The following is a 16673-nucleotide window of genomic DNA, read 5'->3' on the forward strand; positions in this document are numbered from 1 at the left end:
GGCTGACCGTAGTGCGGACAGCGCGGTGCGCGCCGTTTCTCCAGGTGAGGGTGGTGATCGAGGCTCGGCCGGGCTTCTGGAGCGACACGGAAGCCGGTTGTCAGGGCCACGTCGGGACCGCATCGGGTCCGGTCGTCATGCCTGGCCGCCCGAGCCGCCTCGGCCCCCTGCCGTCAGGGCTGCGCCAGATACCGTCAGGGCTGCGTCAGATACCGCTGGAGGGCCGGTGCGACCATGGCGATGATCTCCTCCGGGTCCGCCGAGGCGACCGGGTCCATCTTGATCACATAGCGCAGCATGGCGATCCCGATGAGGTGCCCGGCGGCCAGCTGCACCCGGAACTGCGGGTCGGGGACGTGCAGTTCGCCCGCCACCCGCTGCAGCATCCGCCGCTCGATCAGCCCGCGCAGCACCGCCGCGGCCTTTTCGTTGGTCAGCGCCGAACGCATGATCGCCAGCAGGGCCGGCCGGCTGACCGGGTTCTCCCAGACGCCGAACATGAAGCGGGCCATCCGCTCGCCCACCGCCTCACCGCCGCCCGCGATCGCCTCCGGCATGGTCAGCGCGGGCGCGAAGGTCAGCTCGATGGCGGCCTCGAAGACCTGCTCCTTGGTACCGAAATAGTGGTGCACCAACGCCGCGTCCACCCCGGCCGCCTTGGCGATGCCGCGGACCGAGGTCTTGTCGTAGCCGCGCTCGGCGAACTGCGCACGGGCCGCGGCCAGAATCCGTTCCCGGGCACCGGGGCCGGCCTCGGCGGCGGCGCGGGCCGGGCGGCCCCGGCGGCGGGGCGGTGCGGGCGGCGTGCCGGGCGCGGGGGCGTCGTCCGGCCGCTGCCCGCCGCCGCTCACGAGCCCGGGACCCAGGTCGGCGAGGCGAGATGCAGCCGGGTGAAGGCCAGTGCCTCGGCGAGGTCGGCCTCGCGTTCGGCCGCGGACATCGCCCGCCGGGTGTTGACCTCGACGACCACATGGCCCTCGAAGCCGGTGGCCGCCAGCCGCTCCAGCATCGCGGCGCAGGGCTGGCTGCCGCGCCCCGGCACCAGGTGCTCGTCCTTGGCGGAGCCGTTGCCGTCGGCGAGATGGACGTGCGCCAGCCGGTCGCCCATCCGCTCCACCATCTCCAGGGCGTCATTGCGGGCGGTGGCGGTGTGCGACAGATCGACCGTGAAGTGCCGGTAGTCGTCGTTGGTGGGGTCCCAGTCCGGGGCGTACGCGAGCATTTCGCGGTCGCGGTAGCGCCACGGGTACATGTTCTCGACGGCGAACTTCACGTCCGTCTCGTGCTCCATCCGCCACACCCCGCGGACGAACTCCCGCGCATAGCTGCGCTGCCAGCGGAACGGCGGGTGCACGACCACCGTCGAGGCGCCCAGCTTCTCCGCGGCGGTGCGGGCGCGCTGGAGCTTGACCCAGGGGTCGGTGGACCAGACCCGCTGGGTGATCAGCAGACACGGGGCGTGGACGGCCAGCACCGGCACGCCGTGGTAGTCCGAGAGCCGGCGCAGGGCCTCGATGTCCTGGCTGACCGGGTCGGTCCACACCATGACCTCGACGCCGTCGTAGCCGAGGCGCGCGGCGATCTCGAAGGCCGTCGCCGTCGACTCCGGATACACCGAGGCCGTGGACAGCGCGACCTTCGCATCCGGGATGCGCACCACTGGCTCTGTCACGAAGGACAGCGTACGGGCCGAGGCCGGGCGCGGGGCAGGAGGTCCGGCGACCGCGGCCCCCTGTCGGAGGAGACGGGGGACGGTGCGACAGGGGACAACGGGTGTGGCGGGCCCCGCCGGGGCGTGACGAGTCTCACGAAGGCCGGCGGGGTCCTCCCTGTGGCCAGGGGCCCCGCGGCAGCCCCTACGGCAAGTGGTCCAGCCGCCGCAGAATGACGCCCTCGCGCAGCGCCCACGGGCAGATCTCCAGCGTCTCGACCCCGAACAGGTCCATCGACGCCTCGGCGACCAGCGCCCCGGCGAGCAGCTGCCGCGAGCGCCCCTCGGACACCCCCGGCAGCGTGCCCCGCTCCGCCGCGGACATCCCGGCCAGCCGCGGCACCCACTCCTCCAGCTTCTTCCGGGTCAGCTCCCGCTGGACGTACAGCCCCTCCGCCGAGCGCGCGGCGCCCGCGATCCGGGCCAGCTGCCGGAAGGTCTTGGACGTGCCGACGACCCGGTCGGGAGTGCCGTGGCGGCTGAATTCGCTCACCACCTTGGCGATCTCGGCGCGCACCCGGCGGCGCAGCGTCCGGACGTCCTCGGCCTCCGGCGGGTCGCCGGGCAGGTCGCCCGCGGTCAGCCGGCCGGCGCCCAGCGGCAGCGACACCGCCACGTCCGGGTCCTCGTCCAGGCCGTAGGCGACCTCCAGCGAGCCGCCGCCGATGTCCAGCACCAGCAGCCGGCCGGCCGACCAGCCCAGCCACCGGCGGGCGGCGAGGAAGGTCAGCCGCGCCTCGTCCTCACCGGACAGCACCTGCAGCTCGACCTCGGTCTCCAGAGCGACCCGGCGCAGCACGTCCTCGCCGTTGGTGGCCTCGCGGATCGCCGAGGTGGCGAACGGCAGCACGCTCTCGACGCCCTTGTCCTCGGCCACCTGGAGCGCTTCGTGGACGGTGGCCACCAGCCGCTCCACCCCCGCATCGCTTATCGCGCCCGCCTCGTCGAGGAGTTCGGCGAGGCGCAGATCCGCCTTGTGCGAATAGGCGGGCAGCGGGCGCGCGCCCGGGTGTGCGTCCACCACGAGCAGATGGACCGTATTCGAACCCACATCGAGGACACCGAGTCTCATACGGGGAAACCTACTGCGCGCGCCCCTCACTCCTGTCGGCGCGGTCCGCACCGCGACGCGCCTTAGGCTGGAGTCGTGGCAAAGACGAAAAAGGCGAAGCACGAAAAAGCGCGCACCAAGGAAGAAAAGCGGCGCTCTCAGGCGACTGAGGGGGCGCGGTCCCCGAAGGAGGCCCCGGCCGACGAGGTCGGCCTCGACTTCGCCCGCGCCTGGGTCACCTTCCCGGACCCGGCCGACGACGAACAAATCTTCCGCTGCGACCTGACCTGGCTGACCTCCCGCTGGACCTGCATCTTCGGCAGCGGCTGCCAGGGCATCCAGGCCGGCCGGGCGGACGACGGCTGCTGCACGCTCGGCGCGCACTTCTCGGACGAGGAGGACGAGGAACGGGTGGCCCAGCACGTGGCACGGCTCACGCCCGAGGTGTGGCAGCACCACGACGTCGGCACCACGACCGGCTGGACCCAGGAGGACGAGGACGGCGAGCGGCAGACCCGGCGCTGGGAGGGCTCCTGCATCTTCCAGAACCGCCCCGGTTTCCCGGCCGGCGCGGGCTGCTCCCTGCACATCCTCGCGCTGCGCGAGGGCCGCGAGCCCCTGGAGACCAAGCCGGACGTCTGCTGGCAGCTGCCGGTCCGGCGCACCTACGACTGGATCGACCGGCCGGACGACACCCGCGTCCTGCAGGTGACGATCGGCGAGTACGACCGGCGCGGCTGGGGCCCCGGCGGCCACGACCTGCACTGGTGGTGCACCTCCGCGACCTCGGCGCACGGCGCGGGCGACCCGGTGTACGTCTCGTACAAGCCGGAGCTCACCGAGCTGATGGGCAAGAAGGGCTACGCCAAGCTCGCCGCGCTGTGCGAGGAGCGGCTGGCGGCGACGCTGCCGATGGCGCCGCATCCGGCGGACCCGAAGCCCGCGAAGCCCTCCAAGCAGTCGAAGAAGTCGGAGCAGTCGGAGCACTTGGAGAAGTCGGAGAAGAAGTAGCAGCGGAAGCGGGCGCGCGTCGGGGCCGTGCGGGCCGACGCGGGCCCGGTGCGTTCGTGCCTCGGTGCGTTCGTCTTGGTGCGTTCGTCTTGGTGCGCTCAGGCCCGGTGCGCTCAGCGCCCGGGGCCGCCGCGGGCGGGACGGGTCGTGTTCGACGGGGTCGAGGCCGGGTCGGGGCCGGTCGGCTTGGGGGTCGGCGACGGAGGCGTGGAGGTGGGCGCCGGGGACGTCGGGGCCGGCGTGGGTGTCGGCGCCGGGTGCGACGGGCGCGGTGTCGGCTTCGGCCTCGGCTTCGCCGGCGTCGGACGCTGCGGGCCGGGGACGGGACCGGTCACGCCGTGGCCCTTCATCATCACGGCGGTGCCGCCCGGCTCGATGGCGATCCTGGCGCGCCAGTGGCCCGCGGGCTCCCGGTCGTGGTCGATGTCGACCGTGATCGTGGTGGACTCGCCCGGCCGCAGCGAGCCCGCCGTATGACTCAGCTGCAGCCAGGCCGAGCCCGCCGAAGCCCGCCAGCGCACCGGAGCCCCGCCCGCGGCGGCGAGCGTGATCACCGTGGTCCGGCCGCTGGGCTGCGCGGCGACCGTCAGCCGGCCGGGGCCCGACTCCGCGCGGCTGCCCGGCCCGCCCGGCCGCTGCGGGGTGCCGTCCGCGCTGGTCACCTCGACGGACACATCGGGCGTCCCGTCGCCGGCCCGGAAGCCGGGATCGGGCGTCGTCCGGGCATTGCCGGCGTTCTCGTACGGGCGGCCGCCCAGCCGCTCCCCGGCCTGCGTGTCGCCGGCCGTCACCGAGGGCGAGACGTCCGCCGCCTCATCGGTGGCGGGGCTGCCGTGGTACGCCGCCCACAGGGCCAGTACCGGCGCGGCGATCACCGTGGCGACCACGGTGGTGGTCAGCGCGCGGCCGCGGAGCCTGCGCCGGCGGGCCACCCGGTCCGTCGGGGGGCCGACGGGAAATCCGTTGCGGTCATAGCGAGGAGAACCGTTTGCCCCACCGGTCCGGCCGCCGTGTGCCGCACCGGCCACGCCCTCCGCGCGGCCCGATTTGGTGCGCCGGGCCGCCGCCAGCGCGCCGAGCACGGCCTCGCGGGGCGCGGGGACCAGCGGCAGCGCCCCCCGGGGCACCGGCGCGGTGCCCGGCCAGGTCCCCGGGGCGGTGGCCCGCTCGGCCGTCCGCCGGCACTCGGCGCAGTCGTCGACATGGCGCACCAGCTCCCGGCTCAGGGCCGCGCCCAGCAGCATCTGGGTGTCCCCCGCCAGCTGCGCCACCTCGCGGCAGCGGCCGGACTCGACGACGGCCAGTGCCGCCCGGGTCCGCTCCACCTCGCAGGAGGCGGTGGCCAGCAGCGCGCGGGTGGCGACCGGGTCGGCGCCGACCACCGCGGCGACCTCGTCGGCGGACAGCTGATGGCGCACCGAGAGCTCCAGCGCCTCGCGCTGCTCGGGGGTGGTGCCGGCGGCCTCCGGCCAGGCCAGCGCGGCGAGTTCACGCTGCCGGCGGTCGGCTTCGGCGGCGGCCGGGCCCGGGGCTTCGGCCGTGGCTGCGGCCGGGCCGGTGGCGGCGGACGCCGGGTCCGGTGCCTTGGCGGCCGGGCCGGTCCGTTCGGCGAGCCGGCGCAGACAGGCCCAGCGGGCCAGCGCGTAGAGCCAGGAGCGGTGGCGGCCCCGGTCGGCGGGCCGCCGGCCGCGGTGCCGCTCGGCGAGCGCCAGCATCTCGCCGAGCACCGCGGTCGCCGCGTCGTGGTCGCACAGCACCGACAGGCAGTAGGTGAACAGCCCGTCCAGGTAAGGCTCGTAGCCGTCGGGGCGCGGATCCGGGGGGTGTGCGGCGTTCGGTCCTGGCCGCTCGGACGGCTCCGGCCGGCTCCGGCGCCGGCCGTCGCCGCGCGACCGGTGTGCGCCGGTGGAGTGCGTGGGGTGCTCGGGCCTGCTGCTCATCACCCGGCGACGGTAGGCGGATGATGCAGCCGGTCTTGCTCGCGTTGGACACTTTTAACCCTTACGGGTGACCATCTCCCTCAAAAGAGGACACGAATGGCCCTTTACACCGCGGGCGCGCTCCGTCTGCGCCACTCGGGCGGCGCAACCGCCGGCGAGGGAGCCGCCCCCGCCGCGCCTCGCCGGCCCGCCTCGCCGCCGCGCCTCGCCGCCCCGGCCGCGCAACCGGCATCTGCGGCATCTCCGCTCCGGGGGCCCGCTCCTGAAGGGCTCGGGCGGGCGTTGTCGGACCCCGCCGCTACGGTGACCCCATGGCAACGCGTAAATCCTCGGGCAAGGAGCGCCCCTCCTACCGCTGTACGGAGTGCGGCTGGACCACCGCGAAGTGGCTCGGCCGCTGCCCCGAATGCCAGGCATGGGGCACGGTCGAGGAGTTCGGCGGCGCCCCCGCGGTGCGCACGACCGCACCCGGCCGGGTCACCACCGCGGCCCTGCCCATCGGCCAGGTCGACGGCAAGCAGGCCACCGCCCGCTCGACGGGCGTGCCCGAGCTGGACCGCGTCCTGGGCGGCGGGCTGGTCCCCGGCGCGGTCGTGCTGCTGGCCGGCGAGCCCGGCGTCGGCAAGTCCACCCTGCTGCTGGACGCCGCCGCCAAGTCCGCCTCCGACGCCCACCGCACCCTCTATGTAACGGGCGAGGAGTCCGCGAGCCAGGTCCGGCTGCGCGCCGACCGCATCGGCGCGCTCGACGACCATCTGTATCTGGCCGCCGAAACCGACCTCTCCGCCGTCCTGGGCCACCTCGACACGGTCAAGCCCTCGCTGCTGGTCCTCGACTCCGTGCAGACCGTCGCCTCCCCCGAGATCGAGGGCGCCCCCGGCGGTATGGCCCAGGTCCGCGAGGTGGCCGGCGCACTGATCCGGGCGTCCAAGGAACGCGGTATGTCCACCCTCCTGGTCGGCCACGTCACCAAGGACGGCGCCATCGCCGGCCCGCGCCTGCTGGAACATCTCGTCGATGTCGTCCTGCACTTCGAGGGCGACCGGCACGCCCGGCTGCGCCTGGTCCGCGGCGTCAAGAACCGCTACGGCACCACCGACGAGGTCGGCTGCTTCGAGCTGCACGACGAGGGCATCACCGGTCTCGCCGACCCCTCCGGCCTCTTCCTCACCCGCCGCGCCGAACCCGTGCCCGGTACGTGCCTGACGGTGACCCTGGAGGGCCGCCGCCCCCTGGTCGCCGAGGTCCAGGCGCTCACCGTCGACTCCCAGATCCCCTCCCCCCGGCGCACCACCTCCGGCCTGGAGACCTCCCGGGTCTCGATGATGCTCGCCGTACTGGAACAGCGCGGCCGGATCAGCGCCCTGGGCAAGCGCGACATCTACAGCGCGACGGTCGGCGGGGTGAAGCTGACCGAGCCCGCCGCCGACCTCGCCGTCGCCCTCGCCCTCGCCAGCGCCGCCAGCGACACCCCCCTCCCCAAGAACCTCGTCGCCATCGGCGAGGTGGGTCTCGCGGGCGAGGTCAGGCGGGTCACCGGCGTCCAGCGGCGGCTGTCCGAAGCGGCCCGCCTCGGCTTCACCCACGCCCTGGTCCCCTCCGACCCCGGCAAGATCCCCGACGGAATGCGGGTGCTGGAGGTCGCCGACGTCGGAGCGGCCCTCAGCGTCCTGCCCAAGCGAGTGCGCCGGGAGGCCCCACAGGAAGAGGGCGCACGCCGGTAGACTTTGCCCTGGTCTCGCCCGTCACCGCAGAATTGCCTGTCGGCCACGTACGCTCCGCTGGTACGTCAACACAGCATGGGCCGGGCGGCCTGCGGACCGACAGACCTTGCGACGGAGGAGTGCAGTGGCAGCCAACGACCGGGCATCGACTTCCGGCAGGTCCGGTGGAAGCTCCGGCACCGAGAGCCTGATGCGCGCCACGCTGAGCGCCGTCGCGCCCGGTACCGCCCTGCGCGACGGCCTGGAGCGCATCCTCCGTGGCAATACGGGCGGGCTGATCGTGCTGGGCTTCGACAAGACCGTCGAATCCATGTGCACCGGCGGATTCGTCCTGGATGTCGAGTTCACCGCCACGCGGCTGCGCGAACTGTGCAAGCTCGACGGGGCGCTGGTCCTCGACAAGGACATCACCAAAATCCTGCGGGCCGGCGTCCAGCTGGTCCCGGACGCCTCCATCCCCACGGAGGAGACCGGCACCCGCCACCGCACCGCCCAGCGCGTCTCGATCCAGGCCGGCTTCCCGGTCGTCTCCGTCAGCCAGTCGATGCGCCTGATCGCCCTCTACGTGGACGGCGAGCGCCGCGTCCTGGAGGAGTCGGCCGCGATCCTCTCCCGCGCCAACCAGGCACTGGCGACCCTGGAGCGCTACAAGCTCCGCCTGGACGAGGTCGCCGGCACGCTCTCCGCCCTGGAGATCGAGGACTTGGTGACGGTCCGCGATGTCACCGCGGTCGCCCAGCGCCTGGAGATGGTCCGCCGGATCGCCACGGAAATCGCCGAGTACGTCGTCGAGCTCGGCACGGACGGCCGGCTGCTCGCCCTCCAGCTGGAGGAACTGATCGCCGGCGTGGAGCCGGAGCGGGAGCTGGTCGTCCGCGACTACGTCCCCCAGCCGACCGCCAAGCGCTCCCGCACGGTCGTCGAAGCGCTCGCCGAGCTGGACGCCCTCAGCCACACCGAACTTCTCGAACTCCCCACCGTCGCCCGTGCGTTGGGCTACAGCGGAGCCCCCGAGACGCTGGACTCTGCGGTCTCCCCGCGCGGCTTCCGCCTGCTGGCGAAGGTCCCCCGGCTGCCCGGCACGGTCATCGAGCGCCTCGTCGACCACTTCGGCGGTCTGCAGAAGCTGCTCGCCGCCAGCGTCGACGACCTGCAGACGGTCGACGGCGTCGGCGAGGCCCGCGCCCGCTCGGTCCGCGAGGGCCTGTCGCGGCTGGCGGAGTCGTCGATCCTGGAGCGGTACGTCTAGGGCCTGTCCTTCGGATCAGCCCCTAAGGGCGCTTCCGCCCAGGATTTGCCTTTTCCGCCGCCCCTCACCGGCCAGGGGTCAGCCGGCCCGTCGGAGCGCCACCGCCTCCTTCGCCGGGTCCAGGCCGAGTACGGGGCGGTCCGGGCGCTGCGGCGCCACCCCGCCGACGGCCTGCAGCCAGGCCCAGGTATCGGCGACGGTTTCCGCGACCGGGCGACAACGCAGCCCGGACGCCAGGGCCTTGGAGACCTCGGCGCCGAAGACCGCGTCCCTCAGCTCACCGGGCGCCAGCCAGCCCGGGAGCTCAATCCACGGCTCGATACCGGCGGCGAGGACGTCCTCCGGAGCGGTCCAGCGCAGCTCCGCGTCCGCGCCGGTGACCTTCGCACAGCTCTCCAGCAGCTCGCCCATGGTGGCGTGCCCGGCCTCGCTCACCAGGTTGTACGGCCCGCCGAGCCCGGCCCGCAGCGCGTCGGCCGTCCACTCGGCCAGGTCACGGACATCGATGTACTGCAGCGCCATCTCCCGCGGCCCCGGCGCCAGGACCGTGCCGCCACGGGCGATCCGCCCCAGCCACCACGGCAGCCGCCCCACGTTCTCGTACGGCCCGAGAATCAGCCCCGCACGCACCAGCAGCGCCCGCTCCCCGAACGCCTCGACCGCGGCCAGCTCACCGCCCCGCTTGGCCTGTGCGTAGTCCGCGGCATCGGTGGCACCGGCGGAGCCCGTCACCAGCGGCGCCCGCTCATCGAGGTGGGCCGTGGACGGGAACGCGTACACCGATCTGCTGGAGACATAGGCATACGCCCCCGCCCGCCCGGCCAGCAGCCGCGCACTGTCCCGTACCGCCGAGGGCGCACCGCTCCAGGTATCGACGACGGCGTCCCACTCCCCTGTTTCCAGGGCGGCGAGCCCTGCCGCGTCCGCACGGTCACCGTGCAGCACCGTCACACCCTCCGGGGGCGCGTGATTCCCCCGGTGGAACACCGTGACCTCCCAGCCACGCGCCAGCGCCACCTCGGTGACCGCCCGCCCCACGAACTCCGTCCCGCCCAGCATCAGTAGCTTCATGACGGCGACTATCCCGGACGGCACCGCAGGCCACACCGGTGCTCGCTCCCGGCGAAATCGCCACGGACGGAATGCGCGGAGGTGCGCGGGCGGCTCTCCCCGGCCTCAGCCCGTGGCCTCAGCCCCCGGCCTCAGCCTTCAGCCCCTGGCCGAGCCCCTGACCTCAGTCCTCGGCCAGCACGAACGACGTGTGGACCGCTTCCAGCCCCGGCACCTTGGCCTCGATCAGGTACTTGCCGGCCGGCACCGTGGCCGGGCTCAGCGTTTCGCACTGCGGACCGCTGGCCCGGCGGTCCCACACGATGGTGCGCTTCACCGATCCCTTGGCCGGAACCTCCAGCAGCGCGGGCCGGGTGCCCGACGGGCAGTCGTTCGAGGCCCACACCCGGTCGTCGCCCGCGGTGTCGGTGATGGTCAGGACCGCGGCCTTCTGCCCGAGATCCACCTTGCAGGCGTCACCGGCCCCGTTCTTGACCGTCAGCTCGAACTTCGGCCTGGCGCCCGGCGCATAGGACTTCTTGACGCTGTGCAGCACCAATTCGGCCTTGCCGGATACACAGTTGGGGAGCGAGGAGCCGGCCTCGACGGCGTTCTTGCCGGAGCCCTGGCCGATCGGCCCATTGGGCACGGAACCCGAACCGCCACTGCCGGCACCGGAGTCACCGTTGGCCGCGTCACCGTCGCCGCCCGCGGAGCCCGAGCCACCGCCGGAGCCCGAGCCGCCGCTGCCCGACTCGTCGCGCCCGCCCGGCTTCTGGCCGTTCACCGGTCCGCTGGGGGAAGGTCCCGGAGTGATGGACGTCGCGGGCCCGTTTCCGTGGGGCCCCTTGCCCTCGTCGTCGCTCTTGCCGCCGATGCCGCCCCAGTTGAGGGCCCACACGACGAGCACGGCGAGCAGTAGGACGATGGCCAGCGCAACGGCCCTCCGACGCCAGTAGATGGAGGACGGAAGCGGCCCGATCGGATTGCGCAGTGATCCCACGCGGAAACTCTACGAGAGATCGGCCGCCGCACAGGCCAGTACCCGCCGCTTCCTGCTGCAACTTTTCGCATGATCGGCCCGGATCGGCTCGAATCGGCCGGGAAGCGCCTCCGGGGCGACGGAGTGGAGGTGACACGGCGGGGGGCCGGCACCCCCGTGTCACCCGGCCTCAGGAACCCGGCCGCCACTCCTCCTTGTGCCCGAAGCCCTGCCCGTTGTCGATCAGCCGCAGCCAGTCGGGGCGCAGCTCCCACAGGGTGGTCCGCTCCAGGGCGTCGCGCAGCCGCTCGCTCTCGGCGACGAAAGGGAAGCGGGCCAGGTAGACCCGCCAGCCCGCGGCCCGCTCGGCGCCGGTCAGGGGGCGGCAGCCGCCCCGGCCCTGAAGCCCCGTCAGTCCGCTCCACTCCTGGCCGTCCCGCTGCGCCGTGAAGGCGGCGCAGGCGCCGGGTGCCGCCAGCGCCCGGCCGTGCCGCGTCGTGGTCGCGGTGACGAAATACAGCACGGGCCCGGCGCCGCCCGCCCCGCCCGTCTCCCCGCCGCTCTCCGGGTCCGTCGCGTAGAGCACCGCGCAGGCGCCCGGCCCGTCCTCGTCCGCGTACGCCAGCGTCATCGTCGTGTGCGCGGCGAGCGCCCGCCGGATCGTCTCCGGGCAGGGCGACCCGCCCGTACCGCCGCTGTCCTGTGCACCGCTCGTCTCCGCCATGACCGCATCCTCGCCCGCCCTGGCCGGGCGGCGCGCGCCGGGCCCCCGCTCCGGTCGCCGCCGGGCCGTCTCATACCGCCGGTAACCGCCACCTGTGCGCGCCCGGCCGTCCTGCGTGCGGGTGGGCGTGCGGCGGGGCGGGCCCGGTGCGTTTCCCGGGCGACCCCGGACGTGCCAGGATCGGCAGTGCCATGACTTCGACGCCTGTCACCACCACTGCCACGACCGCCGCCACCGAGAACGCTTCCGCCGCCGACGCGGCCGCGGGAGCCGCCGACGGGACCGCGCTGCACGGCCCGGTCACCGACTGGTTCGACGAGCACGCCCGCGATCTGCCCTGGCGCCGCCCCGAGGCGGGCGCCTGGGGTGTGATGGTGAGCGAGTTCATGCTGCAGCAGACCCCGGTCAGCAGAGTGCTGCCGGTCTACGAGCAGTGGCTGGCCCGCTGGCCGCGCCCCGCCGACCTGGCCGCCGAGGCGCCGGGCGAGGCGGTCCGGGCCTGGGGCCGGCTCGGTTATCCGCGCCGCGCCCTGCGGCTGCACGCCGCCGCCTCCGCCATACAGGAGCGGCACGGCGGCGACGTACCACGCGAGCACAGCCAGTTGCTGGCGCTGCCCGGCGTCGGCGAGTACACCGCCGCCGCGGTCGCCTCGTTCGCGTACGGACAGCGGCACGCCGTGCTGGACACCAATGTGCGCCGGGTGTTCGCCCGCGCGGTGGCCGGCCGCCAGTTCCCGCCGAACGCCACCACCGCGGCGGAGCGCAAACTCGCCCGCCAGCTGCTGCCCGAGGACGAGAACCTGGCGGCGCGCTGGGCGGCGGCCACGATGGAGCTGGGTGCGCTGCTGTGCACGGCGCGTGCTCCGGAGTGCGGGCGCTGCCCGATCGCCGCGCAGTGCACCTGGCGCCTGGCCGGGTCCCCCGCGCACGACGGCCCGGCACGTCGCACCCAGACGTACGCCGGCACCGACCGCCAGGTGCGCGGCAAGCTGCTCGCCGTGCTGCGCGAGGCGGTCACGCCGGTGCCGCAGCAGGCGCTGGACGCGGTGTGGGACGAGCCGGTGCAGCGGGCCCGGGCGCTGGACGGCCTGGTCTCGGACGGTCTGGTGGAGCCGCTGGGCGGCGGCCGCTATCGGTTGCCGCTCACGTAGCGCTGCCGTCATCCGTACGGGAGAACCTGTAAGAGAGAAGAAGGGCGCGGTCACTTCGGCGGCCGCGCCCTTCCGCGTCCCCGACGGTGTGACGTCTGATCCCGTGTCACCTTTCGTGCCGGATGACCGGAAAGCACCCCTGATGCGGCCGGAAGGAGACCCACCGCGTCCTCGATTGCCGCCGGGTCACGGCCGATAGGCCTTCCGGCGGGGGCGCTCCTCCCCCCGGAGTATGACGGCCGGCGGGCCGCCGTCCGTCCGAGGTATGACCCCTGGCGGGCTGTTACACAACCGAGGGTTTTCCGTGCACTCCCTGTGGGGCCCACGCACATTACGTCGCAACACCCCCTCCGTAGCGTCTTCCTCGTGCTGGAGATGACCGCCAGCACGGTCAACGTGGGGAAACGCAAGCGGATCGGAGGCGTCGGGATGGCGACCAGCGGCGGCAAGGTACTGGACTTCGAAGAGTACGTTCGTACGCGGCAGGAGGCCCTGCTGCGGAGCGCCCGGCGCCTGGTGCCCGACCCGGTCGACGCACAGGACCTGCTGCAGACCGCACTGGTGCGCACCTACGGCCGCTGGGACGGCATCGCGGACAAGTCGCTGGCCGACGCCTACCTCCGGCGCGTCATGATCAACACGCGGACCGAGTGGTGGCGGGCCCGCAAGCTCGAAGAGGTGCCCACCGAGCAGCTTCCGGACGCGAGCGTGGACGACGGCACCGAGCAGCGCGCCGACCGCGCCCTGCTGATGGACATCCTCGGGGTGCTGGCTCCCAAGCAGCGCAGCGTCGTCGTGCTGCGGCACTGGGAGCAGATGAGCACGGAGGAGACCGCGGCGGCGCTCGGCATGTCCACGGGAACGGTCAAGAGCACGCTGCACCGTGCGCTGGCCCGGCTGCGCCAGGAGCTGCAGATGCGTGACATCGACGCGCGGATGCTGGAGCGTGGCGAGCGGGGGCGGGAGCGGTGCGCGGCCTGAACGGCGGCACACGGCACACCGCGGGCCCCCGAGCAGCAGACCCGGCATCTCCCCACGCACAAGACGAAGTGTGCCTTTACCGATGAATACGGACACAACGCCGGCCGCCTTACGACTCACAGCCCGACGCGCGACAATCACCTCAGGAACAGCAGCGGCATCGGCAGCTGTGCGAGCAGCACGGTGAGCGGGAGCGGATTGACCAGGAACAGGTTGACCAGGGTCGGGTTGACCAGAGGCGGCGCGGCCACGGCGGGAGTGGCCGCCGTCGGCCTTTTGCTGGCCGGATGCAATCCGGGGGGCGAAGGCGTCCGCAGCGAGGGATCGGCCGGTACCACCCACCTGCCCAAGGGCGCCGTGCACACCACGCCCAGCTCGTCCCCGACCGCCCGCTACAAGAAGGTCGACGCGGTCAAGCTGCTCAAGGACGCCCCGAAGGTCGGCTCCGACGTGAAGAAGTCGCTGGCCAAGCCGTGCGCCGGGGACGAGTACCCGGTCGAGGTGACCTATGCGACGCTCACCGGCGGCACCTCCCCCGATGTCATCGTCAATGTCATGACCTGTGCGGACTCCGTCGGCATCGGCGCGTATGTTTTCCACAAGCGCGACGGTGCGCCGGACGGGTATGACACCGTGTACAGCAACGAACAGCCGTCGGTCTACGCCGGGGTGAACAAGGGCGATCTGGAGGTCTCCAAGCAGACCTACGCCGCGGGCGACAAGGTGTGCTGCCCCTCCGGTGAGGATGTGATGACCTACCACTGGACGAACGGGCGCTTCAGTGAGCGCGGCCGTCCGTATCACACCGACTACAGCAAGACCACCGCCGACGGCGCCACGCCGGACGACGGCACGGGAACGGAGGGTTGAGACAACCGCATGGCCGAGACCCATGTGCTCTTCGTCGAGGACGACGACGTGATCCGCGAGGCCACCCAGCTCGCCCTGGAACGGGACGGATTCGTGGTCACCGCGATGCCCGACGGGCTGGCGGGCCTGGAGGCGTTCCGCGCCGACCGCCCCGATATCGCCCTGCTCGATGTGATGGTGCCGGGACTCGACGGCGTCAGCCTGTGCCGGCGGATCCGCGATGAGTCGACGGTCCCCGTGATCATGCTGTCGGCGCGCGCCGACTCGATCGACGTGGTGCTCGGCCTGGAGGCCGGTGCGGACGACTACGTCACCAAGCCGTTCGACGGTGCGGTGCTGGTCGCCCGGATCCGCGCCGTCCTGCGCCGCTTCGGCCACGCCAGCGGCCCGGACCGGGCCGGCGGCTCGTCGGCGGACCAGGCGGACATCGCCGAGCCGGTGCTGCGCTTCGGCGACCTGGAGGTCGACACCGAGGGCATGGAGGTCCGCAAGGGCGGTGCGAACGTCGCCCTGACCCCGACCGAGATGCGACTGCTGCTGGAGTTCTCCAACGCGCCCGGTACGGTCCTCTCGCGCGACCGGCTGCTGGAGCGGGTCTGGGACTACGGCTGGGGTGGTGACACCCGGGTGGTGGACGTCCATGTCCAACGACTGCGCGGCAAAATCGGTCAGGACCGGATCGAGACGGTCCGCGGCTTCGGATACAAGCTGAGAGGCTGACACCGCCGGTGGTCAGACTGGCCCTGCGAACGGGGCTGAGATGGAAGCTCAGCGCCGCGATCGCACTCGTCGGAGCGCTGGTCGCGATCGCGCTGAGCCTTGTCGTGCACAATGCCGCCCGCCACTCCATGCTCGACAACAGCCGGGATGTGCAGATCGAGCGGCTCAACTTCACGCAGAAGATCTTCCTCTCCACCAACCGGCTGCAGTTCGGCGCGAAGATCGACGACCCCGAGCTGCCGGAAGCGCTGCGCGACGAGGTCGCCAAGAACAAGCGCGCCACCTACCTCCAGGACACCGGGCAGACCGCCCCCGACGTATGGGCGGCCTCACCGCTCAGCAACAACCGGGTGCTGTCCATGCACGACCGTTTCCCCGACCGCTTCGCCGTCCTCGACGACCTCGACCAGGCCTTGGTCATCGGGTCGACCGCCGTGGTGGTCGGCGGCTGTGCGCTGGGGGTGCTGGTCGGCGGGCGGCTCTCCAAGCGGCTGCGCAAGGCGGCCGCGGCGGCCGGAAAACTCGCCGACGGCGACACCGCGGTCCGGATCCGCGACGAGGTCGGCAGCGGCCGGGTCCGCGACGAGACCGACGATCTGGCCTTCGCCGTGGACGCCATGTCGGACGCCCTCCAGGAGCGCATCGAGGCCGAGCGACGGGTCACCGCCGACATCGCCCACGAGCTGCGCACCCCGGTCACCGGCCTGCTGACCGCCGCCGAACTGCTGCCGCCCGGCCGCCCCTCCGAACTCGTCCGCGACCGGGCGCAGGCGCTGCGCACCCTCGTCGAGGACGTCCTGGAAGTGGCCCGGCTCGACGGCCATGCGGAGCGCGCCGAGCTGCAGGACGTCGTGCTCGGCGAATTCGTCTCCCGGCGGGTGCGGGCCCTCGACCCGGGGATCACCGTCGACGTCGTACGGGAGGCCGAGGTCACCACCGACCCGCGCCGGCTGGAGCGGATCCTCGGCAACCTGATCGCCAACGCCGCCCGGCACGGCAAGCCGCCGGTAGAGGTCACCGTCGAGGGCCGGGTCCTGCGGGTCCGCGACCACGGCACGGGCTTCCCCGAGGCCCTGCTGCGCGAGGGCCCCAGCCGCTTCCGCACCGGCAGCAGCGACCGGGCCGGCCGCGGCCACGGCCTGGGCCTGACCATCGCGGCCGGCCAGGCCCGCGTCCTGGGCGCCCGCCTCACGTTCCGCAACGCGGACGAACTCACCGACGGCTCGACGGGCGCCGTCTCCGTTCTGTGGCTGCCGGAGAATGCGCCTACGAATACGGGGAGCTTTCCGGTTTTGCATCTTCCGGAGCGGTAACCCCCACGTTTTTGGCTTTTACGCCGTGGGGGTTGCTCGCCGTTTGTCGCCCGCTGCGCGGGGCGGGTCCGCTGCGCGGGGCGGGTCCGCTGCGCGGGGCGGGGTCCGCTGCGCGGGGCTGTCGGGGTGCGGTGACGGGCCTCCGCGGGTGGGTGTCCGGACTGCTTCGCTTTACGTCCGGACACCCACCCGCTCC

At 73.3% G+C, this 16673-nt stretch carries 15 protein-coding genes; 8 read left to right on the forward strand and 7 right to left on the reverse strand.

Going from position 1 to position 16673, the window contains the following annotated elements; genetic code table 11:
• Window positions 1-194 precede the first annotated feature (194 nt).
• From ABZ851_RS36555 to ABZ851_RS36565, 3 genes are all read right to left on the reverse strand, one after another.
• Window positions 195-851 carry a TetR family transcriptional regulator gene (locus tag ABZ851_RS36555; RefSeq protein ID WP_361136919.1) on the reverse strand — a complete coding sequence of 219 codons (657 nt, stop codon included), beginning with the start codon at window positions 849-851 and terminating at the stop codon, window positions 195-197.
• Window positions 848-1672, reverse strand: coding sequence for a sugar phosphate isomerase/epimerase (locus ABZ851_RS36560; RefSeq protein WP_176956442.1), 825 nt, complete (start codon window positions 1670-1672; stop codon window positions 848-850). Before ABZ851_RS36560 ends, ABZ851_RS36555 begins: the two co-directional genes overlap by 4 nt.
• Before the next feature lie 184 nt (window positions 1673-1856).
• On the reverse strand, window positions 1857-2783 hold the full coding sequence (locus tag ABZ851_RS36565) for a Ppx/GppA phosphatase family protein (protein WP_336054384.1): 927 nt from the start codon (window positions 2781-2783) through the stop codon (window positions 1857-1859).
• Window positions 2784-2858: 75 nt separating this feature from the next.
• On the opposite strand from ABZ851_RS36565, the gene ABZ851_RS36570 reads away from it, so the two are divergent.
• On the forward strand, window positions 2859-3773 hold the full coding sequence (locus tag ABZ851_RS36570; RefSeq protein ID WP_361136922.1) for a hypothetical protein: 915 nt from the start codon (window positions 2859-2861) through the stop codon (window positions 3771-3773).
• A gap of 113 nt (window positions 3774-3886) precedes the next feature.
• On the opposite strand, the gene ABZ851_RS36575 is transcribed toward ABZ851_RS36570, so the two are convergent.
• The gene (locus ABZ851_RS36575) at window positions 3887-5713 is read right to left on the reverse strand and encodes a sigma-70 family RNA polymerase sigma factor (RefSeq protein WP_361136924.1); all 1827 of its coding nucleotides are present in this window, start codon (window positions 5711-5713) and stop codon (window positions 3887-3889) included.
• Window positions 5714-6024: 311 nt separating this feature from the next.
• Here ABZ851_RS36575 and radA point away from each other — a divergent pair, with 311 nt between their 5' ends.
• Together radA and disA are read left to right on the forward strand one after the other, a co-directional pair.
• Complete coding sequence (radA, locus tag ABZ851_RS36580; protein WP_336054381.1) at window positions 6025-7437, forward strand: DNA repair protein RadA; 1413 nt, start codon at window positions 6025-6027, stop codon at window positions 7435-7437.
• Window positions 7438-7561: 124 nt separating this feature from the next.
• The gene (gene disA, locus ABZ851_RS36585) at window positions 7562-8686 is read left to right on the forward strand and encodes a DNA integrity scanning diadenylate cyclase DisA (RefSeq protein WP_311627521.1); all 1125 of its coding nucleotides are present in this window, start codon (window positions 7562-7564) and stop codon (window positions 8684-8686) included.
• A 78-nt stretch (window positions 8687-8764) separates the two neighbouring features.
• On the opposite strand, the gene ABZ851_RS36590 is transcribed toward disA, so the two are convergent.
• The 3 genes from ABZ851_RS36590 to ABZ851_RS36600 all read right to left on the reverse strand — a co-directional run bounded on the left by ABZ851_RS36590 (window position 8765) and on the right by ABZ851_RS36600 (window position 11442).
• Complete coding sequence (locus ABZ851_RS36590; RefSeq protein WP_361136927.1) at window positions 8765-9757, reverse strand: NAD-dependent epimerase/dehydratase family protein; 993 nt, start codon at window positions 9755-9757, stop codon at window positions 8765-8767.
• A 163-nt stretch (window positions 9758-9920) separates the two neighbouring features.
• Complete coding sequence (locus ABZ851_RS36595) at window positions 9921-10739, reverse strand: hypothetical protein (RefSeq protein WP_361136929.1); 819 nt, start codon at window positions 10737-10739, stop codon at window positions 9921-9923.
• Between the two features lie 169 nt (window positions 10740-10908).
• The gene (locus ABZ851_RS36600; protein WP_361136931.1) at window positions 10909-11442 is read right to left on the reverse strand and encodes a pyridoxamine 5'-phosphate oxidase family protein; all 534 of its coding nucleotides are present in this window, start codon (window positions 11440-11442) and stop codon (window positions 10909-10911) included.
• A gap of 191 nt (window positions 11443-11633) precedes the next feature.
• Here ABZ851_RS36600 and ABZ851_RS36605 point away from each other — a divergent pair, with 191 nt between their 5' ends.
• From ABZ851_RS36605 to cseC, 5 genes are all read left to right on the forward strand, one after another.
• On the forward strand, window positions 11634-12593 hold the full coding sequence (locus ABZ851_RS36605) for an A/G-specific adenine glycosylase (RefSeq protein WP_088799217.1): 960 nt from the start codon (window positions 11634-11636) through the stop codon (window positions 12591-12593).
• Window positions 12594-13022: 429 nt separating this feature from the next.
• The gene (locus ABZ851_RS36610) at window positions 13023-13574 is read left to right on the forward strand and encodes a SigE family RNA polymerase sigma factor (protein ID WP_086721827.1); all 552 of its coding nucleotides are present in this window, start codon (window positions 13023-13025) and stop codon (window positions 13572-13574) included.
• A 258-nt stretch (window positions 13575-13832) separates the two neighbouring features.
• Window positions 13833-14444: a hypothetical protein gene (locus ABZ851_RS36615; protein WP_361136933.1), complete on the forward strand. Its 612-nt coding sequence runs from the start codon at window positions 13833-13835 to the stop codon at window positions 14442-14444.
• 9 nt (window positions 14445-14453) lie between these two features.
• Window positions 14454-15164: a two-component system response regulator CseB gene (gene cseB, locus ABZ851_RS36620; protein ID WP_088799215.1), complete on the forward strand. Its 711-nt coding sequence runs from the start codon at window positions 14454-14456 to the stop codon at window positions 15162-15164.
• A gap of 8 nt (window positions 15165-15172) precedes the next feature.
• Window positions 15173-16477 carry a two-component system sensor histidine kinase CseC gene (gene cseC, locus ABZ851_RS36625; protein WP_361136935.1) on the forward strand — a complete coding sequence of 435 codons (1305 nt, stop codon included), beginning with the start codon at window positions 15173-15175 and terminating at the stop codon, window positions 16475-16477.
• Window positions 16478-16673 lie beyond the last annotated feature (196 nt).

The sequence above is a fragment of the Streptomyces sp. NPDC047049 genome (genome assembly GCF_040643995.1).
GTDB classification, from domain to species: domain Bacteria; phylum Actinomycetota; class Actinomycetes; order Streptomycetales; family Streptomycetaceae; genus Streptomyces; species Streptomyces mooreae.